Raw genomic sequence first — 24,879 nt, forward strand, 5'->3', positions numbered from 1 at the left:
ACGAAGCACCACCAAGACCAGGGAGTGCATGACGTGCGGCCGGTAGGCAGCAAGTACCTCCTCGAGGACGTACTCGGACGCGGGGCCACGGGGACCGTCTGGCGCGCCCGGGTGCGCGACGAGGACGGCGTCGTCGCCATCAAGGTGCTCAAGGAAGAGCTCGCGAGCGATCCCGACATCGTGATGCGCTTCCTGCGCGAGCGCGCCGTCCTGGTACGTCTGCGCCACCCGCACATCGTGCGGGTGCGGGACCTGGTGGTCGAGGGCGATCTGCTCGCCCTGGTGATGGACCTCGTCGACGGCCCGGACCTGCACCAGTACCTCCGCGAGAACGGCCCGTTCTCGTCGGTCGGCGCGGCCCTGCTGACCGCCGCCGTCGCCGACGCGCTCGCCGCCAGCCATGCCGACGGCGTGGTCCACCGCGACCTCAAGCCCGCCAACGTGCTCCTCGCCACCACCTACGGCGACGACGGCAGCCCGCACATGCACCCGATGCTCACCGACTTCGGCATCGCCCGTCTGGCGGACTCGCCCGGCATCACCCGCACCCACGAGTTCGTCGGCACTCCCGCCTACGTCGCCCCGGAGTCCGCGCAGGGCAAGCCGCAGACGTCCGCCGTCGACCTGTACGGCGCGGGCATCCTGCTCTACGAGCTGGTCACCGGCCGCGCGCCGTTCCGCGGCGACAACGCGCTGGAAGTGCTGCACGCGCACCTGAGCCAGGACCCGGTGCGCCCCGGCAACGTGCCGGAGCCGCTGTGGACGGTCATCGAGCGCTGCCTGCGCAAGAACCCGGAGGAGCGTCCCAGCGCCGAGAACCTGGCCCGCGCGCTGCGCGTGGCCGCCGCCGGGATCGGCGTGCACGCGACCCCCGCCGAGGCGGAGGCGGCGCTCGGCGTCGCCGCGCTGCTCGGCCCGGACCTCGCGCCGACCACCGTCCCCGGCAGCGCGGACCCGACCCAGGTGCTGCCCTCGCACCGCTACGACCCGAACGGCGCGACCGGCGTGCTGCCGCTCACCGGCCCGGGCCGGCCCGGCGGCGACGGCACCCGCGTCATGCCGCCGGTGCCCGACGGCCCGCCGCAGGGCTCCGCCGACCAGCAGGGCCCGCACCCCTGGCAGTCCCAGCTCAGCGCGGCGCGCCAGCGCGGCGAGCAGACCGAGCTGCAGTACCTCGACCCGGAGCAGGACCCGCTGCGGCGCAGGCCGCGGCGGCAGCCCGGCGGGCAGCAGCAGGGCCGGGGGCGGCAGGACCAGAACCAGTACCAGCAGGGGCAGCAGGGACAACAAGGGCAGCAGGGACAGCAGGGGCAGTACCAGCAGCAGGGGCAGTACGCCCCGCAGCAGCAGCCGTCCCGGCCGCAGCCGCGCTACCAGGCGCCGCCGCAGCAGCAGGACCAGCCGCGCTACCAGCAGCCGCAGCCCCAGCGGTACGAGCCGCAGCGGGTGCCGGAGCCCGCGCCCCGGCGCGAGCCGCGGCCGCGCGGCGCCAACCCGATGAAGATCCCGGGCCTGGGCTGCCTCAAGGGCTGCCTGGCGTCGATCCTCGTGCTGATCGTCATCTTCGTGGTGGTCTGGTACACGACGCCGCTCCCGGAGTGGGTCGACAGCGGCCAGAACCTCTGGGACACCACGACGGGGTGGATCAGCTCTGCCTGGGACAAGGTCAACGAGGTGGCGGGGTCGGGCAACTGACGCGACCGCGTCGCCCGCACCCGCCGCCCGCCCTCCCCGTACGTCGCGTGCCGCCGTGTACGTCGCATGCCGCCCCGTAGATCGCATGCCGCGACGGGCTCCGTCATGTCCGTGTTCAACGCCCTCCGCGCGGGCCATGCTGGCGACTTGTCGACACCTGGCGGGTGATTTCCCCCGCAGAACCACACGTCACCGCGCACCGGCCCCCCGAACGGCCGCCGGGCCGCGTAGTTTTGTCGCCAACGCGACAGTGCCGCAAGCGGCACGACGGACCGTCGGAGGAGTCGGAGCAGGCCTTGGCAAGGAAGATCGGCAGCCGGTACACCGCCCATCAGGTGCTGGGGCGGGGATCCGCCGGCACGGTGTGGCTGGGTGAGGGCCCCGAGGGTCCGGTCGCCATCAAACTGCTGCGCGAGGACCTCGCCTCCGACCAGGACCTCGTGGGCCGCTTCGTGCAGGAGCGCACGGCGCTGCTCTCGCTGGACCATCCGCAGATCGTCGGGATCCGCGACCTCGTCGTGGACGGCACCGACCTCGCGCTGGTCATGGACCTGGTGCGCGGCACCGACCTGCGGTCCCGGCTGGAGCGCGAGCGCCGGCTCTCCCCGGAGGCGGCCGTCGCCATCGCCGCCGACGTCGCGGACGGCCTCGCCGCCGCGCACGCCGCGGGTGTCGTGCACCGCGACGTCAAGCCCGAGAACGTGCTGCTCGACTCCGCCGCCCCGACCGGGCCCGGCGGCGCGCCGCCCGCGCTCCTGACCGACTTCGGCATCGCCCGCCTCGTCGACTCCCCGCGCCGTACCCGGGCCACCCGCATCATCGGCACCCCGGACTACCTCGCCCCCGAGATCATCGAGGGATTGCCGCCGCGGGCGAGTGTCGACATCTACGCCCTCGCGACCGTGCTCTACGAGCTGCTGGCCGGTTTCACGCCGTTCGGCGGCGGCCACCCCGGCGCCGTGCTGCGCCGCCACGTGACCGAGACCGTCGCGCCGCTGCCGGACATCCCGGACGAGCTGTGGCAGCTGCTCGCGCAGTGCCTCGCCAAGTCGCCCGCGTCCCGGCTCACCGCCGGTGAGCTGGGCGAACGCCTCCGCGACCAGTTGCCGCGACTGGCCGGCCTGCCGCCGCTCGACGTGGACGCGCCGGACGAGCACCCCGCCGACGCCGACGACGACACCCCGTACGAGCCGGACATCGGGCTCTTCGAGCCGCCGAGCCACCGCGGCGCCGTGCCGCTGGTGCGCGGCGCGGCCCCCGACTCCAGCCGCGACACCCACACGAGCATCAAGCTGCCCACCGCCGAGGAGCTGGCCGGGTACGGCCGGGGCGCCCGCTCCGGCGGCGGCTCCGGCGGGGCGGGCGGGTCCGCCGGCCGCCCGGCGAGCCCGCGCCACCGCGCCGTCTCCGACGCCGTGCGCCGTCGCCGGGTGCGGGTGGGCGCAGCGGCCGCCGCCGCGCTGGTCGTCGCGGGTCTCGGCGGCTGGGCCGTCGCCTCACTGGGCGGCGACTCCGGGCCGCAGGCCCCCGGGGACAACGACCACCCCACCACCGCCCCGCCCGCCACGCACCCCACCGCGCCCACCGCGGGCGCCGCCTCGCCGCAGGGCTCGGTCGGCTCCCCGGTCGAGCTGCCGCGCTGGTCCGCGTTCAGCGCGGTGCCCGCGCCCCGCGTGAAGCTGGTCGGCGGTCCCCGCGCCATCACGGTCGCCGGGACCACGTACGTCTTCGCCCGGGGCGAGGACGACGACATCTGGTACGTCACCCGGGGCGCCGGAGCCTCCGGCGGCTACAGCGCCTGGCAGCACCTGACGGGTATAGGAGTCGCCGACGACCCGGCGGTCGTCTCGGCCTCGCCGGGCCGCCTGGACCTGTTCGCGCTCGGCACGGACGGTCTGCTCTACCGGCGGACCATGATCAACAAGTCCTGGAACCAGTGGTACCAGGTCGACGAGCGCACCCGGTTCGACGCCGCCCCGGCCGCCGCGTCCTCCGAGCCCGGCCGCATCGACCTCGTCGGCCGCTCCGGCGGCGACCTGGTCACCGCCTCCCTCGTCGGCACCCGCTGGAACGCCTGGTCGGTGGTCCCCACCCCCGGCCGCATCACCGCCGCCCCCGGCCTCGTCTCCCGCGCCAGGGGGACCCTGGACGCGTTCGTCGTCCGCAAGGCCGACGGAGCCGTGCTGCGCCTGCCCTACTCGGGGGGCGCGTGGCGGCCGACCGTCGTCCTGCGGGGGCTGGACGCCGCGGGCCGTCCCGAACCACTGGCCTCGGGCGACCGCGTCTACGCCTTCGCCCCCGCCGCCTCCGGCGGCCTCTCCCAGGCCGCGGGCCCGGTCTCGGGCGGCGCGGAGTGGTCCGTCGCCCCCCTGCCCGGCGCCACGGCGGCCACCACCCCGGCCGCCGTCACGTCGTCGGGGCGGGTGCTGGAGCTGTACGTGCGCACGCCGGCCGGGGCCCTCACCCGGGCGACCGCGCAGGTCTGAGGCGGGGCGGGCTCCGGGGGCCGCGGACCGGCCGGGGAGAGTCGGGGAGGGTCGGGGAGGGGCCGCGGAGGCCCGCGCCCCACGGGATCGCCACCGGGCGAGAACGTCCCGTTCGACCAGCCGGTACTCTGGACCCGTGGCAGTCGTCGATGTATCCGAAGAGCTGAAGTCCCTCTCCTCGACCATGGGGTCGATCGAGGCCGTCCTGGACCTCGACGCGATGCGGGCCGATATCGTCCTCCTCGAGGAGCAGGCCGCGGCGCCTTCCCTCTGGGACGACCCGGAGGCGGCGCAGAAGATCACCAGCAAGCTCTCCCACCTCCAGGCCGAGCTGCGCAAGGCCGAGCAGCTGCGCGGCCGCATCGACGACCTGTCGGTGATGTTCGAGCTGGCCGAGGACGAGGGCGACGCCGATGCCCTCGCCGAGGCCGAGGAGGAGCTGACCGCGGTCCGCAAGGCGCTCGACGAGCTCGAGGTCCGCACCCTCCTGTCCGGCGAGTACGACGCCCGCGAGGCCCTGGTCAACATCCGCGCGGAGGCGGGCGGCGTGGACGCCGCCGACTTCGCCGAGCAGCTCCAGCGCATGTATCTGCGCTGGGCCGAGCGGCACGGCTACCAGACGGAGGTCTACGAGACCTCCTACGCGGAGGAGGCCGGCATCAAGTCGACCACCTTCGCCGTGAAGGCCCCGTACGCGTACGGCACCCTCTCCGTCGAGCAGGGCACCCACCGCCTCGTGCGGATCTCGCCCTTCGACAACCAGGGCCGCCGCCAGACCTCCTTCGCCGGTGTCGAGGTCCTCCCCGTCGTGGAGAAGACCGACCACCTGGAGATCGACGAGTCCGAGCTGCGCGTCGACGTCTACCGCGCCTCGGGCCCCGGCGGCCAGGGCGTCAACACCACCGACTCCGCCGTGCGGTTGACCCACATCCCGACCGGCATCGTCGTCTCCTGCCAGAACGAGCGCTCGCAGATCCAGAACAAGGCCAGCGCCATGAACGTCCTCCAGGCCAAGCTGCTGGAACGCCGCCGCCAGGAGGAGCAGGCCCTGATGGACTCGCTCGGCAAGAGCGACGGCGGGAACTCCTGGGGCAGCCAGATGCGTTCGTACGTCCTGCACCCGTACCAGATGGTCAAGGACCTGCGCACCGACTACGAGGTCGGCAACCCGCAGGGCGCCCTGGACGGCGACATCGACGGCTTCATCGAAGCGGGCATCCGCTGGCGCAAGGGCCAGCAGAAGGCTTCCCAGGACTAGTCGCCCGAGCGACAGGTCCTGTCGGCAACTGCCACCCGTCGGGTGGCAGTTGCCTTTTTTATGTCACAGCCACCTACACAACTGCCCGGCATAGGCCATGAATCCCGGCATTCCGGCTGGAATGACCTTGACGCTGTCGAGGATTATGGGAAAGGTGTTGCGCGGCATGCGTATGAGCGGGACGTGAGTTGCCGTCCTGTGCTGAGCTGCTCCACTTACATTGATCCGCTACTGGGGGTAATTACCAGATGAGCAAGAAGAACACACGACTGCGCATGGCGCGCATAGCCGCAGCCGCGGTCATCGCCACGGGTGCCTCCCTGACGGCCGTCGGTGTGGCCCAGGCCGTCACCGTCTCGACGAACGACACGGCGGGCAGCACCGAGGGCACGACCGTCGGCGTCACCGAGGGCACGACCGAGGGCACGACGGTCGGCGTCACCGAGGGCACCACGGAGGGCACCACCGTCGGCGTGACCGAGGGTACGACCGAGGGCACGACCGTCGGCGTCACCGAGGGCACCACCGAGGGCACCTCGACCGGCACGAGCACGGGCACGTCGACGGGTACCTCGACCGGTACCTCCACGGGCACGAGCACGGGCACGTCGACCGGTACCTCCACGGGCACGTCGACGGGCACCAGCACCGGCACGTCGACCGGCACCTCCACGGGTACCAGCACCGGCACCTCGACCGGCACGTCGACCGGTACCTCCACGGGCACCTCGACCGGCACGTCGACCGGTACCTCCACGGGCACCAGCACGGGCACGTCGACGGGCACGTCGACCGGCACCTCCACGGGCACCACCACCACCGGCACCACGAGCGCCGGCACCACCGGTAGCACCAGCACCGGCACGTCCGCGGGCACCACGGGCGGCTCGTCGTCCACCGGCTCCACCGGTGGCGGCAACACCTGCACCCTGACCGGTGACAGCGTCAACTGCAACAACACCGGCACGGACAACTCGAACACCAAGCCGGTGGCACAGGGCAACACCAACCAGGAGCTGGCGAAGACCGGTTCCGGCGAGACCACCTTCCTGCTGGTCGGCGCCGCGACGATGATCGCCGGTGGCATCGGCTTCCGCATGATGCCGCGCCTCACCAACCGGCGCACCGCTGCCTGAACAGGCAGCCAGTAGCTGATCAGCGGAAGAGGGGCCCGGAGCGCGCAGGCGGCGCGCTCCGCGCCCCTCTTCTGCGTACCGGGGCAGCGCCGGGGCGGGTTACGGCGCCGGGCGCGAGGCGGGCGCGCCCGCCTTGATGCGGTGGAGGAAGGCCCGGAGGGCCGCCGGAGTGGTGGCGAGGACCGTGTCGGGGTTGTCGCTCTCGCGAAGGTGCAGACCGGCGGCGGATATGCCGATCTCCACGCAGTCGTTGCCTTCGGCGCCGCCGGAGAACGAGGACTTTTTCCACTTGATGGAGGACGCCACGGTTCTGCCTTTCACAAGCTCTGTGCGATGCGGTGGATGAAGTCGCGGGAAGCGGAAGTTGGAAGGGACGAACCTTCGATTCTGTCGAAGAGGGTCCGATACTTCTTGAGCTGGGATTCCGCGTCCAGCAGGAGGCCGCCGTGTGCCGTGTCGAGCTGCACGGTGTCGAGCTGCGGCACAGGGCCGCCCACGTAGAGCATGGAGTAGCCGGCGCCTCCGAAGTCCTCCACATCGAAGGGGATCACCCGGACGGTCACGTGGGGGAGTTCCGCCATCGTCAGGATGTGTTCGAGCTGGGCTCGGGCGACTTTGGCTCCGCCCACCTTGATGCGCAGGGCGGCCTCATGGATAACCGCTTCGAACGGAGGGGCGGAGTCGCGCTCGATGGCCTCGCGCCGTCGCATGCGGTGGGCGATCCAGGCGTCGAGTTCGCCCGCCGGAAGGTTCGGGTTGGCGTAGGAGAAGGCGGCTCGGACATGGTCCTCGGTCTGGAACAGACCCGGGATGTGCAGAAGCTGGAGCGTGCGCAGGAACGACGCGTGGTGTTCGAGCTCGGCCAGATCGAGGGCGCGCGGGACCATGACGCCCCGGTACTCCTCCCACCAGCCCTTCTCCCGCCACTCGTTGGCCATGGTGACGAGGGCGTCGATGAGATCGGCGTCGGCGCACTCGTAGAAGGCGGCGAGGCGTCGGAGACGTTCCTCGCTCACCCCGAAGCGACCTGCCTCGATGTGGCTCACCTGAGTCTGGCTCGCGCCCAGCAGATCTCCGGCCTCGCGCGCGGTGGCACCTGCGGCTTCGCGCATCTTGCGCAGTTCGGCGCCCAACCGCGCCTGTCGGGCTGTGGGCTTGGCTCTCGGCGGCATGGGTTCCTTCCGTCCTCGCACTGCTGAGTGTCGCGCTCAACCGCGGCCGGGTCCAACTCGTTCGGGGTCAGATTGTCGGACACGCTTGATACGTATCATCTATGTCCCCTAGGGTCCGTGACGTAGGTCACCAGCGGGCGGCCGTCTCGCCGCCCGGTTCAGTCCCGCCCTGCCCGCGCAGCGGAAGTGCACCCTGTCGCCGTTGGCGAAGGGCACTGCCACCGTTCGTGCGGATTCGGCCTCGTACGGAAGTCGAGACGTCCCATGAACCCGCAGATCTCCGCCGCCCTCGCGCGGCCTGCCCGCGGCGGTGCCGCGACGCCGCACTCCTACACGTTGTTCTGTCCGCCGCTGATCACCTCGCCTCGGATCGGTCGCGACTTCGTCGCCTCCGCGCTGCGGGCGCTCGGGCTGGACCGGATCGTCGACAGCGCGACCCTGTGCGCGTCCGAGCTGATCACCAATGCGTATCAACACGCCAAGGGCGCCGGGTCGTTGCTGTGGCTCGCCGTGGAGGCGGAGTACGTGCGGGTCACGGTCTACGACGGGGGGTCGGAGCCGCCGGTCGTCGCCCGGGGGCGCGCGGAGCGCGGTGGGGACGAGGGGGGTCGCGGTCTGGTGCTGGTCTCGGCGCTGGCCGATGACTGGGGGACGGTCCGGGGCGCCCCGGTGGGGCCCGGGGCCGGGGAGGGCAAGGGGGTGTGGTTCACGCTGGCCGTGGCGGCGTAGTTGCCCCACCTTGCACGTCGCTGCCGGGGGTGGGGGCGAGGGTGGGTGATCGGGTGATCGGATGAACAAACGGCGGGAGCGGGGCCGGAGTTCGGGCCGTGCGGAGGGGTGCGTCTGCGGCGCTGCGCACCTTGACCGGGCGGAGGGGGAGTGCCCCGGCGCTGCGCGCCTGGCAGTGGGCCGCCCCGCTGCGCGGCCCGGGAGGCGCAGCGGATTCCGGTCCGCTGCGCTCCCCGGGCGGGGGCGGGCGGGGGAGTGGGGCGTGCGGCCGGGTTGGTCGGGCCTCGGCTGCTGCCGGTGGATCACCTTGGGTGGCCGGAGCTGCACTCGGCGGCCTTCTGTGCGTCCTGGTGATCCATGCCGGCTCGGCGAGGGTTCCGCCGCTGCCGTCAGGCGACTCCTTGTGCGTCCTGCTGATCCACACCGGCCCGGCGAAAGTCCCGTCGCTGCCGCCAGGCGGACCTCTGTGCGTCCTTGGTGATCCGTACCGGCCCGGCGAGGGCATGCGCTGCCGTCGGGCGACTCCCGTGCGTCCTGGTGATCCACATCGGATCGGGGGGTGCCTCGGGCGTCCCGTGGGGCACGTTCGGTCCCACCGGTAGCACTCCCCGGGGGTGCGCTCCCCTATATACGCCTGCGCTGCGCGCGGCTACGTGGCGTGTTCTACCACCAGGACCACTGCCAGCAGCGTTACCAGGAGGGCGATCAAGGCGGCCGGGCTCAGGGCCGACCAGGGGTTCTCCTGTTGGAGGCGGGCGCGGTTGGCGCGGCAGACCGCGCAGCGGCCCTCGCTCACGGGGCCGGCGCAGTTCGCGCACACCAGTCGGTCGGATGTCATGCGATCTCCTCCTCGGCCGGTGAACGCGCCATTGGGCCGTTCGGTTCCTCCACTGTGCCAGCTTCGGGCACAATCGGCGCGCCTCGCATGATTTCAGAGCGTGAGGTGCAGGCCCTGATGCCTGGTTTGTCCCCCTGTGCCCTGTGCTCAAAACCACGAACCCAGGACGCCGACTGCGCGCCCCTGCGCCGTTCGCGTATGGTCGCCCACACCAGGAGAGCCGCCCCTGCGGTTGTCCGCCCCCAATATCCGGCTACCTCACTGGTGCGAACGTGATCCGATTCGACAGCGTCACCAAGACCTACCCCAAGCAGAACCGTCCTGCACTTCGGGATGTCTCGCTGGAGATCGAGAAGGGCGAGTTCGTCTTCCTCGTCGGTTCCTCGGGGTCCGGAAAGTCGACGTTCCTCCGGTTGATCCTGCGCGAGGAGCGCACGGACACCGGCATGGTGCACGTCCTGGGCAAGGACCTGGCGAGGCTCTCCAACTGGAAGGTGCCGCAGATGCGGCGCCAGCTGGGCACGGTCTTCCAGGACTTCCGGCTGCTTCCGAACAAGACCGTCGCGGAGAACGTGGCGTTCGCGCTCGAAGTGATCGGCAAGCCGCGCGGGACGATCCGCAAGACGGTTCCCGAGGTGTTGGACCTGGTCGGCCTGGCCGGCAAGGAGGACCGCATGCCGGGCGAGCTGTCGGGTGGTGAGCAGCAGCGCGTGGCCATCGCCCGCGCCTTCGTCAACCGCCCGATGCTGCTGATCGCGGACGAGCCGACGGGAAACCTCGACCCGCAGACCTCGGTCGGCATCATGCGGCTCCTGGACCGCATCAACCGCACCGGGACCACCGTGGTGATGGCCACCCACGACCAGAACATCGTCGACCAGATGCGCAAGCGCGTCATCGAGCTCGAGAAGGGGCGACTGGTGCGCGACCAGTCGCGCGGTGTCTACGGCTACCAGCACTGAACCGAACCGGGTTCCGTTCCGTAGTCATAGCCACCAGCCCCCTGAAAGGACATCATGCGCGCCCAGTTCGTCCTGTCGGAGATCGGCGTCGGTCTCCGGCGCAATCTCACCATGACCTTCGCGGTGATCATCTCCGTCGCCCTGTCGCTCGCCCTCGCCGGCGGATCCTGGCTCGCCAGCCAGCAGGTCGACGCCATGAAGGGGTACTGGTACGACAAGGTCCAGGTGTCGATCTTCCTCTGCAACAAGGCGGACGTGAAGAGCACCCCCTCGTGCTCCAAGGGTGCTGTCACGGACGAGCAGAAGAAGGCGATCAAGGCCGACCTGGAGAAGCTGCCGGTTGTGGAGACCGTCTTCTACGAGTCGGCGCAGGAGGCGTACAAGCACTACCAGGAGCAGTTCAAGGACTCGCCGGTCGCCGGGTCCCTCTCTCCTGACCAGCTGCAGGAGTCGTACCGCGTCAAGCTCAAGGACCCGACGAAGGTGCAGGTCGTCTCCAGCGCCTTCGCCGGCCGTCCCGGCGTCCAGGAGGTCCAGGACCAGCGCAAGTTGCTGAAGAACCTGTTCGACCTGCTCGGCGGCATGACGTGGATGGCGTTCGGCACCATGGTCTTCATGGTGATCGTCGCGATGCTGCTGATCATCAACACGGTGCGCGTCTCGGCGTTCAGCCGGCGGCGCGAGACCGGGATCATGCGCCTGGTGGGCGCCTCCGGCTTCTACATCCAGATGCCGTTCATCGCCGAGGCGGCCTTCGCCGGGCTGGTCGGCGGCGGGGTGGCCTGCGGCATGCTGATGACCGGCCGGTACCTGCTCATCGACCACGGGCTGAAGCTGCAGGACAAGATCCCGCTGGTGCACTTCCTCGGCTGGGGCGACGTGATCAAGGTCCTGCCGCTGGTGCTGGTGTGCAGCATCCTGATGCCCGCGCTGGCGGCGCTCGTCACGCTCCGTAAATACCTCAAGGTCTGAGGGCCGCTTCGGGTGGTCTGCGGTCAACTCTCCGTATGGCGCCCGTTTCTGGCCTAGACTTCCCGCCATGTCCGGCCCGTTGAAGTTCGGGACGCCCCGCGGCTCGCGCCGCGGGGCCGCCCTGACGATCCTCTGTGTGGGCCTCGGAGCCGTGGTGGCCACCGGCACGGCGGCCGGCACCCTGGCGGTTCCCGCGCGGTCCGCGTCGGCGGCGCAGAGCAGGATCCCGGCGGGCAACGTCGCGGACTCCGACGAGATCGCGAAGGCGATCGACGACGGCAAGGTCGGCCCCGAAGCCGCTGAGGAGCTGGTCAGCCGCAGCGGGGACCGCTGGTCGTCCTTCTACACCGCCCAGGAGTACGCGGGCCTGCAACAGGCCCTGGACGGCCGCTACGTGGGCGTCGGGATCTGGGTGCGGCGTACCGGCAGCGGCTGGATCCAGGTGGCCCGGGTGCAGACCGGCAGTCCCGCGGCGCTCGCGCGGGTGCGGGTCGGCGACCGGCTCCGGACGATCGACGGGGTGCGGACGGACGGCAAACCGGTCACGGAGGTCGTGGCGGAGCTGCGCGGCGACAACACCGCCGGGTCCGTCGTGCGGCTCGGCCTGGACCACGTCGGCGGCGCCCCGGGCGCCGGCGGGGGTAACCGCGACATCACGCTGCGTCGCCAGGTGCTGGCCACGGAGGCCGTCACGGTCGGGAAGCTGGAGGGGGACGTCACCTCCATCAAGATCGAGGCGTTCACCAAGGGCGTCGGCGGGCAGGTGCGGGCCGCGGTGCGGGACGCGGTGCGCGCGGGCAGCCGCGGCGTGCTGCTGGACCTGCGCGGCAACTCCGGCGGTCTGGTCACCGAGGCCGTCACCGTCTCCTCGGTCTTCCTCGACGGCGGCCTCGTCGCCACCTACGACGTGCACGGCCGGCAGCAGGCCCTCTACGCCAAGGACGGCGGCGACACCGAGACCCCGCTGGTGGCCGTCGTGGACGGCGGCACCATGAGCGCCGCTGAACTGCTGGCGGGCGCGCTCCAGGACCGCGGCCGGGCGGTCGTGGTGGGCTCGCGCACCTTCGGCAAGGGCTCGGTGCAGATGCCCAGCGAGCTGCCGGACGGCTCGGTCGCCGAGCTGACCGTCGGCCACTACAGCCTGCCCGACGGGCGGAACGTGGACGGGCGGGGCATAGAGCCGGATCTCACGGTGAGCGGCGGATCGACCCCCTCGGGCGGCTCCGACAAGGCCGTGGCGGAGGCCAGGGAAGTATTGAGTGGCCTCAGACCCCCCTCCTAGTGCGAGAATGGCCGCGCTATGGCGAAAGAGACTGGTCACAAGCTGATCGCGCAGAACAAGAAGGCGCGCCACGATTACCTCATCCTGGACACCTTCGAGGCGGGCCTGGTGCTGACCGGCACCGAGGTCAAGTCGCTGCGCATGGGGCGCGCCTCGCTGGTGGACGGCTTCGCGCAGCTCGACGGCGGTGAGGCGTGGCTGCACAACGTCCACATCCCCGAGTACACCCAGGGGACGTGGACGAACCACGCGGCGCGGCGGAAGCGGAAGATGCTGCTCCACAAGGCCGAGATCGCGAAGCTGATCCACAAGACGCAGGAGTCGGGGCACACGATCATCCCGCTCCGGCTGTACTTCAAGGACGGCCGCGCGAAGGTCGAGATCGCGCTCGCGAAGGGCAAGAAGGAGTACGACAAGCGGCAGACCCTGCGCGAGAAGCAGGACACCCGCGAGTCGAACCGGGCGATCTCCGCGGCCCGGCGCAGCCAGCGCGCCTGACGCCGCCCGCCTGACGCCGCCCGGCGCGGCGCGGGCCGCACGGGAATGCAGTGGCCCGTCCACGTGTTGGTCACGTACGATGGGTGCAGCGCCACCGGGTCCGTCGGGTTCGCCCGCCTGTTCCGGTGACACCTTGAAAAAACAACATGGGGATGATCGGTTTCGACTGGGGATGTCGAAGCAGGGGAAGCGAGCCGAGGAAGCGGCAATGATCTCGTAAACCATATGTCGCAAAACATAATCGCCAACACCAAGCGCGATGCCTCCGCTTTCTCCCTCGCTGCCTAATAAGTAGCTAGGAAGAAAGCTCTACGGAGTGTCAGCCCAGGAGCTGTTCCCGGCCTGGATCCTGGCATAATCAAGGGAACTAAACTTCATGACCCGGTCACGGGGGCTTGAAGGAAACCAAACAGTGACTGAGCCCGTTGGCAACTTGTCCGCGTGATTGCCAGGGCCGAGAAAAGCACAGCGGACTGCGCTCGGAGAAGCCCTGTTTCCGCACCACAGGACGCGGGTTCGATTCCCGCCATCTCCACCACCCCATGTATGACGAAGGCCTCGCCGCTCACCGCGGTGGGGCCTTTCTCATGTTCAGGACCGGCAGGGCCAGGCCGGCGGCGAGGGCGCCCGCGGCGGCGGGGAGCCAGAAGCCGGTGCCCGGGGGAAAGCGCTCGGCGACGGTGCCGGCCAGGGCGGCACCGGCGGAGATGCCGGCCAGGATGCCGGTGACGGCGAGCGTCATCGCCTCGTTGAGGCGGTGCGGCGGCGCCAGGTTCTGCACCAGGGTCATGCCGTTGACCATGGTGGGGGCGGTGGCGCAGCCGGCGAGGAAGAGGCAGCAGGCGAGCGTCGGCAGGTCGCGGGCGAGCAGCGGCAGGGTCATCAGCGCCGCCATCGCCGCGACCGTGGCCGCGAAGCGGGCCGTGGCGGGGCCGGTGGGCCGGAGCAGGCCGTAGAGCAGCCCCGCGGCGCCCGATCCCGCGGCCTGCAGGGCGAGGACGGCGCCGGAGGCGGACGCGTGCCCGCGGGCGTCGGCGAAGGCGATCGTGGTGACCTCCAGGGCGCCGAAGATCACCCCGGTGCAGCAGAACACCGCCAGCAGGGCCGGCAGGCCGGATATGCGCAGCAGGGAGCCGCTCCGGGTCGCGGGGCGCCCGGCGGCGGGCGGTTCCGTGCCGCGCTGGGCGACGAAGAGCAGGACGCCGACGAGCAGCAGGACATTGGCGGCCAGCATCCCCGCCTCGGGGAAGAGCGCCGTGCACAGGAACGCGGCCAGGACCGGGCCCAGCAGGTAGCAGAGCTCGTCCGCGACCTGCTCGAAGGAGTTGGCGACGTGGCGGGCCGCGGGGTCGTCGCGGTAGAGGTGCGCCCAGCGGGCGCGGGACATGCCGCCGGTGTTCGGGCTGGTCGACCGGGCGGCGTACGCGGCGAACAGCGTCCACGAGGGGGCGTCGTACCGCACGCACAGCAGCAGGGCGAGGCAGGCCGTGAAGGACCACATGGCGGCCGGCAGGGCGACCCTGGCCTGCCCGTACCGGTCGGTGAGGCGGGCGATGAGCGGGGCGAGGACGGCGGTCGCGGCCATGCCGGCGGCGGCCACGGCGCCCGCCAGCGCGTAGGAGCCGCGGGTGGTGGCGATCATGATGATCAGGCTGACGCCGAACATCCCCATCGGGACGCGGGACACCAGGCTGCCCGCGGTGAAGGCGGCGGCGCCCGGCGCGGCGAAGATCCGCCGGTAGGCGCCCAGCCGCCCGGACGGCCGGGCGGTGCCCCGGCGCCGGGCGGCGGACCGGTGGACGGACCGGCAGGCGGGCCGGTCGGCGGGCCGGGGCGCTGCGAGGCGGTTGACGGTGGGGTCGGCGGCGATCAGGGTGCCGCCGGCGGCGGTGAGGAGCAGCGGCGCGGGAGGGTGGCTGGGCATGCGATCAGCCTGGCGGCGGGCGCGCGGCCGGGTCCAACACCAGATCGGCGGCCATTGACGCGGCTCTGTTGTCAATCGACCGGCCGTGTTGAATGGCCGCGTGCCCCACGACCTGGAACCCCGTCTGCTGCGCGCCTTCGCCGCCGTCGCCGAGGAGCTGCACTTCTCCCGCGCCGCGGCGTCCCTCTACGTGGCGCAGCAGGCCCTCAGCCGCGACATCCGGCGGCTGGAGCGCGAACTGGGCACCGACCTGTTCGTCCGCACCACCCGGCGCGTCGAGCTCACCGCCGACGGGGAACGGCTGCTCCCGTACGCGCGGCGGGTGCTCGCCGCGCAGGACGAGCTGGCCGCGGCCTTCGCGGCGGCCGACCGGCCGCTGCTCGTCGACGTCAGCGCGCCCGTCAGCACCGGGCGCCGGGTCCTGGACGCGGCCCGCGCGGCGGCGCCCGGCAGCGAGCTGATCGCCCGCTTCCACAGCGGCCTGACCGGCGCCGCCGCCGAGATCCTCGCCGGGCGGCTCGACGTCTCCTTCGGCCGCGTCGCGGGGCTCGCCCCGGCCGTGCTGTCCCGGCTCGACCACCGGCCGGTGCGCTGCGAGCCGATGGCCGTGGTGCTGCCGCTGGAGCACCCGCTCGCACACCTGGAGCGGATCCCGCTGGACGCGCTGGCGGGGGAGACGCTGTACGCGGGGGCCGGCAACGCGACCACCGCCGAGTGGACCGACCTCGCCGAACGGCTCTTCGCCGGCCGGGGGATCGCGGTGGCCGCGCCCTTCCCGCAGATCGCGGGCGCGGCGGAGTTCATCCGGCTGGTGGCGAAGCACCGCTGGCCGGTGCTGGCCACCACCGAGTTCCTCGACATGCCGGACGCGGTGCTCCGGCCGCTGGTGGACCCCGTGCCGCTCGCCCTGGTCTCGATGGTCTGGCGCCGCGGACTGCGCCACCCCGGGCTGTCCGCCCTGCACGACGCGGTGACCGCCCTGGCGGCGGCGGGGGAGTGGCTGGAGCGGCCGGCCGGCAGCTGGCTCCCGGACCCCGACGCCCGCCTCGCGGCGTTCCCCCTTCCCGGCGGCGACCGTCCGGCCGCCGCGCACTGAACCGCGACTGCTCACAGCGCCCCCCGGCGCCGGGTGAGTGCATGGTTCCCCCCGCGTCACGTCGGGCCATCGGGCGGTAACCGGCCGTTCCTACTGTCGTGGTGGACACCCGACACCGGCAGGGCCTGGAGGCGTCATGCACAGCACCGCTACGGAGACACGCAGGGGAGGCCGCTGGATCGAGCGGTGGGACCCGGAGGACACCGAGTTCTGGGAGAACGGCGGGCGCAGGATCGCCAACCGCAATCTGCTCTTCTCCGTGCTCTCCGAGCACATCGGCTTCTCGATCTGGACCCTGTGGTCGGTCATGGTGCTCTTCATGGGCCCCGAGTACGGCATCGACCCGGCCGGGAAGTTCTTCCTGGTGGGCATGGCGACCGCGGTCGGCGCGCTCGTCCGGATCCCGTACACGTTCGCCGTCGCGCGCTTCGGCGGCCGCAACTGGACGATCTTCAGTGCGCTGATGCTGCTGCTCCCCACCGTCGCGGCCGCGATCGTGATGGAGCCCGGCACCTCGTACGGCACCTTCCTGCTGGTGGCGGCGCTCACCGGGGTCGGCGGCGGCAACTTCGCCTCCTCCATGACCAACATCAACTCGTTCTTCCCGCTCCGCAGGAAGGGCTGGGCGCTCGGTCTCAACGCGGGCGGCGGCAACATCGGCGTGCCCGTGGTCCAGCTCGTCGGGCTCCTCGTCATCGGCACGGCGGGCGCCTCGCACCCGCGCATCCTGCTCGCCGTCTACATCCCGCTGATCGTGATCGCGGCGGCGCTGGCCGCGCTGCGGATGGACAACCTGGCACCGGTCAGGAACGACACCGGGGCGGCCCGCGAGGCGGTGCGGGACGCGCACACCTGGATCATGTCGCTGCTCTACGTCGGCACGTTCGGCTCGTTCATCGGCTACAGCTTCGCCTTCGGCCTGGTGCTGCAGAACCAGTTCGCCCGCACCCCGCTGCAGGCCGCGTCGATCACCTTCATCGGGCCGCTGCTCGGCTCGCTGATCCGCCCGGTCGGCGGTCACCTGGCGGACCGCTTCGGGGGAGCGCGCATCACGCTCTGGAACTTCCTGGGGATGGGCGCCGCGACCCTCGTCGTCATCCTCGCCTCCGTGCAGAAGTCGCTGCCGGTCTTCACCACGGGATTCATCGCCCTGTTCGTGCTCACCGGGCTCGGCAACGGCTCGACGTACAAGATGATCCCCGGCATCTACCACGCCAAGGCGCTGGCCCAGGGGCTCACGGGCGAGGCGGCCGCCGCGTACGGGCGCCGGCTCTCCGGGGCCTCGATGGGCCTGATCGGCGCGGTCGGCGCGCTCGGGGGCCTCGGCATCAACCTGGCGTTCCGCGAGTCCTTCCTGTCCGCGCACACCGGAACCCCCGCCTTCGTCTCCTTCCTGGCCTTCTACGCGGTGTGCTTCACCCTCACCTGGGCCGTATACCTCCGCCGCCCCGCTGCCACCGCCCCGCTGTCCGAGGCGGCCGAGCCGGCGCCGCAGCTGAGCTACGCGGAGGTGTGAGCGGCCCGGCGACGCCGGATCCTGCCGTGCCGGACGGGCCCGGTACGGCAGGATTCGGCCGGTGGCCGGGAACCAGCGCGTAACACCGGGGAAATCCGGGCGAACCCCGCCCGTCACCCCGGGTTGGCACGATGCACTGGCCGGCGGGCATGCCGGGTGTGCCATCCACCCGGCGGCGGGGGCCACCAGATACGTGTACGTCCAGCGGAGCGGGGCAAGCCATGCAGGTGCGGAAGGCAGAACAGCGGGAGGACGGCGCGCGGGCGCCGTCGGCCGACGAGAGTGCGCGGACCGCGGAGCCCGCGTCCACGCCGGGCGCGCCGGCTACTGCCGAGCCCGCGGCGCCGGTCACGGCTCCCGGGAAGCTCGCGGCGGCGGCCTCCGTGCTGCCGCTGGCCGGCTTCACGGTCGGGGTGACGGCGGCCCGCCGGGCCGACGAGCTGGCCGCGCTGCTGGAACGGCGCGGGGCGGCGGTGCTGCGCGCTCCCGCGCTGCGGATCGTGCCGCTGCTGGACGACGCGGAACTGCTCGCGGCGACCAAGGAACTGCTGGACAACGGCCCGGACGTCGTCGTGGCCACCACCGCGATCGGCTTCCGCGGCTGGGTCGGCGCCGCCGACGGCTGGGGGCTGGGCGAAGACCTGCTGGCCCGGCTGGGCGAGGTGGAGGTGCTGGCCCGCGGACCCAAGGTGAAGGGCGCGATCCGGGCGGCCGGGCTGACGGAGAGCTGGTCGCCGGCGTCCGAGTCGATGGCCGAGGTGCTCGACCGGCTGCTGGAGCAGGGCGTGGACGGAAAGCGGATCGCCGTCCAGCTGCACGGCGAGCCGCTGCCGGGCTTCATCGAGGCGCTGCGGGCGGCGGGCGCCGAGGTGGTGGGCGTGCCGGTCTACCGGTGGATGCCGCCGGAGGACATCGGCCCGGTGGACCGGCTGATCGACGCGGCGATTGCCCGGTCGCTCGACGCGGTGAGCTTCACGAGCGCCCCCGCGGTGGCCTCGCTGCTGGAGCGTGCCGACCGGCTCGGCCGGCTCGACAAGCTGCTCGACGCGCTGCGGCACGACGTGCTGCCGGCCTGCGTGGGACCGGTCACCGCCGTGCCGCTGGAGGCGCACGACATCCCGACGTTCCAGCCGGACCGCTTCCGGCTCGGCCCGCTCGTCCAGCTGATCGCCGCGGAACTGCCGGGCCGGGTGCGGACGTTGCCCGTCGCGGGCCGCCGGATCGAGATCCGCGGCCAGGCGGCCGTCGTCGACGGCGAGCTGCGCACCGTGCCGCCCGCCGGTATGGCGCTGCTGCGCGCGCTGGCGCGGCGGCCGGGGTGGGTCGTGCCGCGCGCGGACCTGCTGAGGGCGCTGCCGGGGGCGGGCAGCGACGAGCACGCCGTCGAGACGGCGATGGCGCGGCTGCGGACGGCGTTGGGCGCGCCCAAGCTCATCCAGACGGTCGTGAAGCGGGGGTACCGGCTGGCGCTGGACCCGCTGGCGGACGACAAGTACGCGGGCGAGGAGTAGCCCCGGGCCCCGGCGCCGAGGTCAGGCCTGCCCGGCCACCGCGCGGCGCCGGTGGCGGGCGACGCGCTCCCGGTTGCCGCAGATCTCGCTGCTGCACCAGCGGCGGCGCCGCCCGCGCGACGCGTCGAGGTAGACCAGGGAGCAGCTCTCCCCCTCGCACTGCCGCAGCTGGCCGCGTGCGACGGGGTCGGTGAGCAGCTCGACCGCGTCGCGGGCGACGGCCGCGAGCAGGGCGCCGCAGTCGGGCGGCGCGGCCAGGGTGCGCAGAAGCGTGCCGTCCGGCGCGGGCCGGGCGCTGGGCGCGGGCGGGGCGGCCAGCGCGGCGGCGTTGAGCCGGGAGACGTCGGCGGCCGCGGGCGCGGCCTCCACCGGGTCCGCTGGATCCGCGGCACCGGAGGAGGGCGCCAGCTGCGTCGCCACGATCCGCCGCAGCACGTCCCGCAGCACCAGGAAGCGGCCGAGCCACGCCGCGTCGGCCGCCACCGTCGTGCCGCTCGGGACGAGCCCGGTGCCGTAGAGCCACTGGGTGAGGCGGCGCGGCGAGTCGAGCCGGTCGACGGGCTTCTCGCCGAGCCGTCCGGAGACCGTCGCCAGGAGGTCGAGACTCACCCGCCCGGTGTCGAACCGAAGCTCGGAGGAGGCCGAAACCGTCATGTGCCTGTCACCCTTCCAGCTGTCCGCGTGACCCGCTGCCCCCAGAGTGCCCGGACGGAGCGACGTGGGCTAGGTCGAGGGACGGTCCGGTGGGTGTGCTGGTGGGTGTGGTGGTGCGCGACCGGAGGGCGGCGACCCGCTCCGGTGGGCCGCCGATCGGCCGAAGGCGGGGAATCGCACGCCAGTCGCAGGCGGAGTGGTGCGCAGGGGGGTGCGCGTCGCGTACGGTTGCAGGCTGCCCCGTGCGTGTAGCCGAACCCGCACGGAGCGCTCTCAACGCACAGGAGAAGGGGGTCTTGCGTGGCCGCGCAAACCGCAGCGCCCGGGGGGGTCCGGGACGTGGAGATCGCCGTCGAACAGGCGCACCTGGACCGGGTGTACCGCAGGCTCGAGGAGAAGATCCACGAAGCCGAGTTCCTCATGGACGACGCCGCCAAGCGCGGCCAGGTGGGAACACCCGGCGCGCTCGCCGAGCGCGACGCGCAGGTGTTCCGTGCCGGACTGCACCTCAACCGGCTCAACGCGGAGTTCGAGGACTTCCTGTTCGGACGGATCGACCTGCTGCAGGGCAAGGACGGCAAGCGCGGCGCCGACGGCGCGTTCACCTCGCTGGAGCCGGCGGACGACGCCGTCGTCAACGACGCGGCGGAGATCGCCGAAGTGCTGCACATCGGCCGGATCGGCGTCCTGGACGCCGACTACGCGCCGCTGGTGATCGACTGGCGCGCGCCCGCGGCCGCGCCGTTCTACCGGTCCACCCCGGTCGCCCCCGGGCGGGTGGTGCGCCGCCGCGTCATCCGCTCCAAGGGCCGCCGGGTGCTGGGCGTGGAGGACGACCTGCTGCGCCCGGAGCTGGAGACCGGGCTGCCGGTTGTCGGCGACGGCGCGCTGATGGCCGCGCTGGGGCAGGCCCGCAGCCACACGATGCGCGACATCGTGGCGAGCATCCAGGCCGAGCAGGACATGGTGATCAGGGCGCCCGCCGCCTCCGTCACGGAGGTCACCGGCGGGCCCGGCACCGGCAAGACGGCGGTCGCGCTGCACCGCGCCGCGTACCTGCTCTACCAGGACCGCCGCCGCTACGCGGGCGGCATCCTGGTCGTCAGCCCGACGCCGCTGCTGGTGGCGTACACCGAGGGCGTCCTGCCGTCGCTCGGCGAGGAGGGCCAGGTCGCGATCCGCGCCGTCGGCTCGCTCGTCGACGGGGTCGAGGCCGACCTGTACGACGAGCCCGCGGTCGCCCGCATCAAGGGCTCGCTGCGCATGATGAAGGTGCTGCGCAACGCCTCCCGGGGGGCGCTGGAGGCCCCGCAGGCGGTCAGGCTCGCCCAGCAGGCCGCCCTCTTCGAGGACGAGGAGGAAGAGGCCGCCCCGGAGGTCTCCGCCACCAGGCTGCGCGTCGTCGCCTTCGGGCGCCGGCTGGAGCTGGGCGAGCAGGAGCTGTCGCAGATCCGGCACAACGTGCTGGGCGGCACCGCCCCGGTGAACCTGCTGCGCCCGCGCGCCCGCAAGCTGCTGCTGGACGCGCTGTGGCGCAAGGCCGGACGCCGCTTCGACGACCAGGAGCTGGCCGCCGAGGAGCGCCAGGGCTTCGACGAGGACATCTCGACGGAGCCGGAGTTCCTGGACTTCCTCCAGGCCTACTGGCCGGTCCTGACCCCGCGCGCGGTGCTGGCCGCGCTGGCCGACGAGAAGCGGCTCGGCCGCTGGGCGCGCCGGGTGCTCACCCCGCCCGAGGTGCGCCGGGTGGCGCGCTCGCTGCGCCGTGACGGCGTGACCGTGCACGACGTGGCGCTGCTGGACGAGCTGGAGACGCTGCTGGGCCCGCCGCCGCGGCCCAAGAAGCGCGACGCGGACCCGCTGGACCTGCTGACCGGGCTCGACGAGGTCACCACGTCCGCCGACCGGATGGGCGGCGGCCGCCGCAACCGGGCGGACCGGCTGGACGAGGAGCGGACCGAGTACGCGCACGTCATCGTGGACGAGGCGCAGGACCTGACGCCGATGCAGTGGCGGATGGTCGGCCGCCGCGGCAGGACCGCGACCTGGACGATCGTCGGCGACCCGGCGCAGAGCTCGTGGACGGACCCCGACGAGGCGGCGCAGGCGCGCGAGGAGGCGCTCGGCAGCCGGCCGCGCCGCCGTTTCACCCTGACGGTGAACTACCGCAACCCCTCCGAGATCGCCGACCTGGCGGCGAAGGTGCTGAAGCTGGCGATGCCGGGCATGGAGTCGCCGCGCGCGGTGCGCTCCACCGGCCTGGTGCCGCGCTTCTCGGTGGCGGGCGCCGATCTGGGCGCGGCCGTGCGCGCGGAGGCCGAACTGCTGCTGGCCGACGTGGACGGCACGGTGGGCGTCGTGGTGGCCATGGGCCGCCGCGCGCAGGCCCGCACGTGGCTGGCGGGGCTCGGCGAGCGCGTGGTGGCGCTGGGCAGCCTGGAGGCCAAGGGCCTGGAGTACGACGCGACGATCGTGGTCTCCCCGGCGGAGATCGCCGACGAGTCCCCGGCCGGCCTGCGGGTGCTCTACGTGGCACTGACCCGCGCCACCCAGCGGCTCACGGTGCTCTCCGGCGAGCGCGACAGCCCGGACGGGGACGGCGTCCCGGACCTGCTGCGGGACTGATCCCGTGCGGAACCGGCCGGTGCGGGACCGGCCGGCCGGCAGGCGGGACCGACCGGCCGGACGGACGACGAAGGGCGCCCCTCGTGAGAGGGGCGCCCTTCGGACGTTGGTGACACCGGCCCGCCATGCTCGCCTCGCGGCAAGTGGGCGCTCGAAGCGCCTAAGGTTGGGCCCGGGGGCTTGGATCGAGCCGGTGCCGTACCCAGGCTAACAAACCGTCCCGCGGGTTGCTTCCCGCATCTGCCGACAACTCGGAATTTGCCCGAGGACGCCGTCCGGGCTTGAAAATCCCGCCCACTTCTCGCATGGTGGAAGAATCTTTCCGTTGCCGAGGCCGCAGTTACGCGTACCGGCCAGTAGGTGCAACGATCGAGCGGCAGAGCGTTGGAACAAGCAGGCAGTGGAAGAAGGTCGGCAGGATGGCAACGGCGCCAAGCGTCTCGTACTCGATCACGGTACGGCTGGAGGTCCCCGCGAGCGGGACCGCGGTCAGCCAGCTCACCACCGCGGTGGAGTCCTCGGGAGGGTCCGTGACGGGCCTCGACGTGACCGCCTCCGGCCACGAGAAGCTCAGGATCGACGTGACCATCGCGGCCACGTCCACCGCGCACGGCGACGAGATCGTCGAGAAACTGCGCGGCATCGAGGGCGTCGTCCTCGGCAAGGTCTCCGACCGTACCTTCCTGATGCACCTCGGCGGCAAGATCGAGATGGCGTCCAAGCACCCCATCCGCAACCGTGACGACCTGTCGATGATCTACACCCCGGGCGTCGCCCGCGTGTGCATGGCCATCGCCGAGAACCCCGAGGACGCCCGCCGCCTCACCATCAAGCGCAACAGCGTCGCGGTCGTCACCGACGGCTCCGCGGTGCTGGGCCTGGGCAACATCGGCCCGATGGCCGCGCTGCCGGTCATGGAGGGCAAGGCGGCGCTCTTCAAGCGCTTCGCGGGCATCGACGCGTGGCCGATCTGCCTCGACACCCAGGACCCCGACGAGATCGTGGCGATCGTGAAGGCCATCGCACCGGGCTTCGCGGGCATCAACCTGGAGGACATCTCCGCGCCGCGCTGCTTCGAGATCGAGGCCCGGCTGCGGGAGATGCTGGACATTCCGGTCTTCCACGACGACCAGCACGGCACCGCCATTGTGGTGCTCGCCTCACTCGCCAACGCGCTGCGCGTCGTCGGCAAGGAGATCGGCGACGTGCGGGTCGTCATGTCGGGCGCCGGGGCCGCCGGCACCGCCATCCTGAAGCTGCTGATCGCCGCCGGGGTGAAGCACGCGGTCTCCGCCGACATCCACGGCGTGGTGCACGCGGGCCGCCCGGACCTGGTCGACGCCGACCCCGAGTCGCCGCTGCGCTGGATCGCCGACAACACCAACCCCGAGGGCATCACGGGCACCCTCAAGGAGGCCGTGCGCGGCGCCGACGTCTTCATCGGCGTCTCCGCTCCCAACGTCCTGACCGGCGACGATGTCGCCGCGATGGCCGACGGGGCGATCGTCTTCGCGCTCGCCAACCCCGACCCCGAGGTGGACCCGGCGGTGGCCCGGCAGACCGCCGCGGTGGTCGCCACCGGCCGCAGCGACTTCCCCAACCAGATCAACAACGTCCTGGTCTTCCCGGGCGTTTTCCGCGGCCTGCTGGACGCGCAGAGCCGTACGGTGAACACCGAGATGATGCTGGCCGCCGCGTACGCTCTCGCCGATGTCGTCGGTGAGGACGAACTGAACGCGAACTACATCATTCCCAGCGTTTTCAACGACAAGGTGGCGGGCGCCGTCGCGGGAGCCGTTCGGAACGCGGCAAAGGCGATGGGCGCGGCAACCGAATCGACAGCCACTGTGTGACGACACTGGGTCATCGCAACGCATCCGCGCCGCTTTTTCAGCGACGCGCTCGGGTGCCGGATTGGCTTTCCCCCCATATATGGGGGCAGGATGCAACTCGGGCAGTGAGGCAGCTTCAGCTTCAAGCTCGCGCCCCCCTGGCAGAAAGAACACGGGAGTAAAGATATGAACCGCAGTGAGCTGGTGGCCGCTCTGTCCGAGCGCGCCGAGGTGACCCGTAAGGACGCCGACGCCGTTCTGGCCGCTCTCGCCGAGACCGTCGGCGAGATCGTCGCCAAGGGCGACGAGAAGGTCACCATTCCCGGCTTCCTGACCTTCGAGCGCACCCACCGTGCCGCTCGTACCGCGCGCAACCCGCAGACCGGCGACCCGATCCAGATTCCGGCCGGCTACAGCGTGAAGGTCTCCGCGGGCTCCAAGCTCAAGGAAGCCGCCAAGGGCAAGTAGTCCTAACGGGCAAGGCGAAGGGCGGCCATCTCCCCGGGGGGATGGCCGCCCTCGCTGTGTCCTGGGGCCGTACGGCGGGCTGCCGGCCCGCCCGGCGGCCCGGACGGACCCGAGGGCCCGTCCGGGGGAGTGCTAGGTCGTGTCTTCACATCCTCGTCTGGTCGGCGGGGTCTGGCACGCACGCTCGCGGCGTTGTCGTCGGTCGCCGATGCTCCGCATGGACTC

The 24,879-nt window shown here is 72.3% G+C and carries 20 protein-coding genes and 1 other RNA gene; 16 read left to right on the plus strand and 5 right to left on the minus strand.

Annotated elements, in window-relative coordinates; genetic code table 11:
• Positions 1–33: 33 nt before the first annotated feature.
• From ABZ721_RS32080 to ABZ721_RS32095, 4 genes are all read left to right on the plus strand, one after another.
• Complete coding sequence (locus tag ABZ721_RS32080) at positions 34–1,695, plus strand: serine/threonine-protein kinase (protein WP_358792281.1); 1,662 nt, start codon at positions 34–36, stop codon at positions 1,693–1,695.
• Between the two features lie 296 nt (positions 1,696–1,991).
• Complete coding sequence (locus ABZ721_RS32085; RefSeq protein WP_358792282.1) at positions 1,992–4,181, plus strand: protein kinase; 2,190 nt, start codon at positions 1,992–1,994, stop codon at positions 4,179–4,181.
• Between the two features lie 136 nt (positions 4,182–4,317).
• Positions 4,318–5,439: a peptide chain release factor 2 gene (prfB, locus tag ABZ721_RS32090; protein WP_358792283.1), complete on the plus strand. Its 1,122-nt coding sequence runs from the start codon at positions 4,318–4,320 to the stop codon at positions 5,437–5,439.
• A 248-nt stretch (positions 5,440–5,687) separates the two neighbouring features.
• Positions 5,688–6,575: a hypothetical protein gene (locus ABZ721_RS32095; protein WP_358792284.1), complete on the plus strand. Its 888-nt coding sequence runs from the start codon at positions 5,688–5,690 to the stop codon at positions 6,573–6,575.
• A gap of 99 nt (positions 6,576–6,674) precedes the next feature.
• Here ABZ721_RS32095 and ABZ721_RS32100 read toward each other — a convergent pair whose 3' ends face one another.
• The gene (locus tag ABZ721_RS32100; RefSeq protein ID WP_358792285.1) at positions 6,675–6,881 is read right to left on the minus strand and encodes a DUF397 domain-containing protein; all 207 of its coding nucleotides are present in this window, start codon (positions 6,879–6,881) and stop codon (positions 6,675–6,677) included.
• An 11-nt stretch (positions 6,882–6,892) separates the two neighbouring features.
• Entirely contained in the window at positions 6,893–7,747 is an 855-nt protein-coding gene (locus ABZ721_RS32105; protein ID WP_358792286.1) for a helix-turn-helix transcriptional regulator, read from the minus strand.
• 264 nt (positions 7,748–8,011) lie between these two features.
• Here ABZ721_RS32105 and ABZ721_RS32110 point away from each other — a divergent pair, with 264 nt between their 5' ends.
• A complete protein-coding gene (locus ABZ721_RS32110) occupies positions 8,012–8,476 on the plus strand; it encodes an ATP-binding protein (protein WP_358792287.1) in 465 nt (154 codons plus the stop codon).
• 649 nt (positions 8,477–9,125) lie between these two features.
• On the opposite strand, the gene ABZ721_RS32115 is transcribed toward ABZ721_RS32110, so the two are convergent.
• Positions 9,126–9,314, minus strand: a complete 189-nt coding sequence (locus tag ABZ721_RS32115) for a hypothetical protein (protein ID WP_358792288.1) — start codon at positions 9,312–9,314, stop codon at positions 9,126–9,128.
• Between the two features lie 272 nt (positions 9,315–9,586).
• Here ABZ721_RS32115 and ftsE point away from each other — a divergent pair, with 272 nt between their 5' ends.
• The 5 genes from ftsE (at position 9,587) to ssrA (ending at position 13,566) form a co-directional block, all read left to right on the plus strand.
• Positions 9,587–10,276 carry a cell division ATP-binding protein FtsE gene (ftsE, locus tag ABZ721_RS32120; protein WP_138357585.1) on the plus strand — a complete coding sequence of 230 codons (690 nt, stop codon included), beginning with the start codon at positions 9,587–9,589 and terminating at the stop codon, positions 10,274–10,276.
• 54 nt (positions 10,277–10,330) lie between these two features.
• Positions 10,331–11,248 (plus strand): permease-like cell division protein FtsX, encoded by a 918-nt coding sequence (gene ftsX / locus ABZ721_RS32125; RefSeq protein WP_358792289.1) that lies wholly within the window; start codon positions 10,331–10,333, stop codon positions 11,246–11,248.
• A gap of 67 nt (positions 11,249–11,315) precedes the next feature.
• Complete coding sequence (locus ABZ721_RS32130; protein ID WP_358792290.1) at positions 11,316–12,530, plus strand: S41 family peptidase; 1,215 nt, start codon at positions 11,316–11,318, stop codon at positions 12,528–12,530.
• Positions 12,531–12,548: 18 nt separating this feature from the next.
• On the plus strand, positions 12,549–13,028 hold the full coding sequence (gene smpB, locus ABZ721_RS32135) for an SsrA-binding protein SmpB (RefSeq protein ID WP_358792291.1): 480 nt from the start codon (positions 12,549–12,551) through the stop codon (positions 13,026–13,028).
• Between the two features lie 148 nt (positions 13,029–13,176).
• Positions 13,177–13,566: a transfer-messenger RNA gene (gene ssrA / locus ABZ721_RS32140) on the plus strand.
• Between the two features lie 27 nt (positions 13,567–13,593).
• On the opposite strand, the gene ABZ721_RS32145 is transcribed toward ssrA, so the two are convergent.
• The gene (locus tag ABZ721_RS32145) at positions 13,594–14,952 is read right to left on the minus strand and encodes an MFS transporter (protein WP_358792292.1); all 1,359 of its coding nucleotides are present in this window, start codon (positions 14,950–14,952) and stop codon (positions 13,594–13,596) included.
• A 100-nt stretch (positions 14,953–15,052) separates the two neighbouring features.
• Between ABZ721_RS32145 and ABZ721_RS32150 the strand changes: the two genes are divergently transcribed.
• From ABZ721_RS32150 to ABZ721_RS32160, 3 genes are all read left to right on the plus strand, one after another.
• On the plus strand, positions 15,053–16,048 hold the full coding sequence (locus tag ABZ721_RS32150; RefSeq protein ID WP_358792293.1) for a LysR family transcriptional regulator: 996 nt from the start codon (positions 15,053–15,055) through the stop codon (positions 16,046–16,048).
• 136 nt (positions 16,049–16,184) lie between these two features.
• A complete protein-coding gene (locus ABZ721_RS32155) occupies positions 16,185–17,564 on the plus strand; it encodes a nitrate/nitrite transporter (protein WP_358792294.1) in 1,380 nt (459 codons plus the stop codon).
• A 221-nt stretch (positions 17,565–17,785) separates the two neighbouring features.
• Positions 17,786–19,075 carry a uroporphyrinogen-III synthase gene (locus ABZ721_RS32160; protein ID WP_358792295.1) on the plus strand — a complete coding sequence of 430 codons (1,290 nt, stop codon included), beginning with the start codon at positions 17,786–17,788 and terminating at the stop codon, positions 19,073–19,075.
• Between the two features lie 21 nt (positions 19,076–19,096).
• Here the strand turns inward: ABZ721_RS32160 and ABZ721_RS32165 are convergent, their stop codons facing one another.
• A complete protein-coding gene (locus ABZ721_RS32165) occupies positions 19,097–19,729 on the minus strand; it encodes an ABATE domain-containing protein (RefSeq protein ID WP_358792296.1) in 633 nt (210 codons plus the stop codon).
• Positions 19,730–20,029: 300 nt separating this feature from the next.
• On the opposite strand from ABZ721_RS32165, the gene ABZ721_RS32170 reads away from it, so the two are divergent.
• From ABZ721_RS32170 to ABZ721_RS32180, 3 genes are all read left to right on the plus strand, one after another.
• Positions 20,030–22,354 (plus strand): UvrD-helicase domain-containing protein, encoded by a 2,325-nt coding sequence (locus ABZ721_RS32170; RefSeq protein WP_358792297.1) that lies wholly within the window; start codon positions 20,030–20,032, stop codon positions 22,352–22,354.
• A 419-nt stretch (positions 22,355–22,773) separates the two neighbouring features.
• Positions 22,774–24,207 carry an NAD-dependent malic enzyme gene (locus ABZ721_RS32175; RefSeq protein ID WP_358792298.1) on the plus strand — a complete coding sequence of 478 codons (1,434 nt, stop codon included), beginning with the start codon at positions 22,774–22,776 and terminating at the stop codon, positions 24,205–24,207.
• Positions 24,208–24,372: 165 nt separating this feature from the next.
• Positions 24,373–24,654: an HU family DNA-binding protein gene (locus ABZ721_RS32180; protein ID WP_007264399.1), complete on the plus strand. Its 282-nt coding sequence runs from the start codon at positions 24,373–24,375 to the stop codon at positions 24,652–24,654.
• The last annotated feature ends 225 nt before the right edge of the window (positions 24,655–24,879 follow it).

This window comes from Streptomyces sp. NPDC006733, assembly GCF_040636125.1.
Lineage (GTDB): Bacteria > Actinomycetota > Actinomycetes > Streptomycetales > Streptomycetaceae > Actinacidiphila.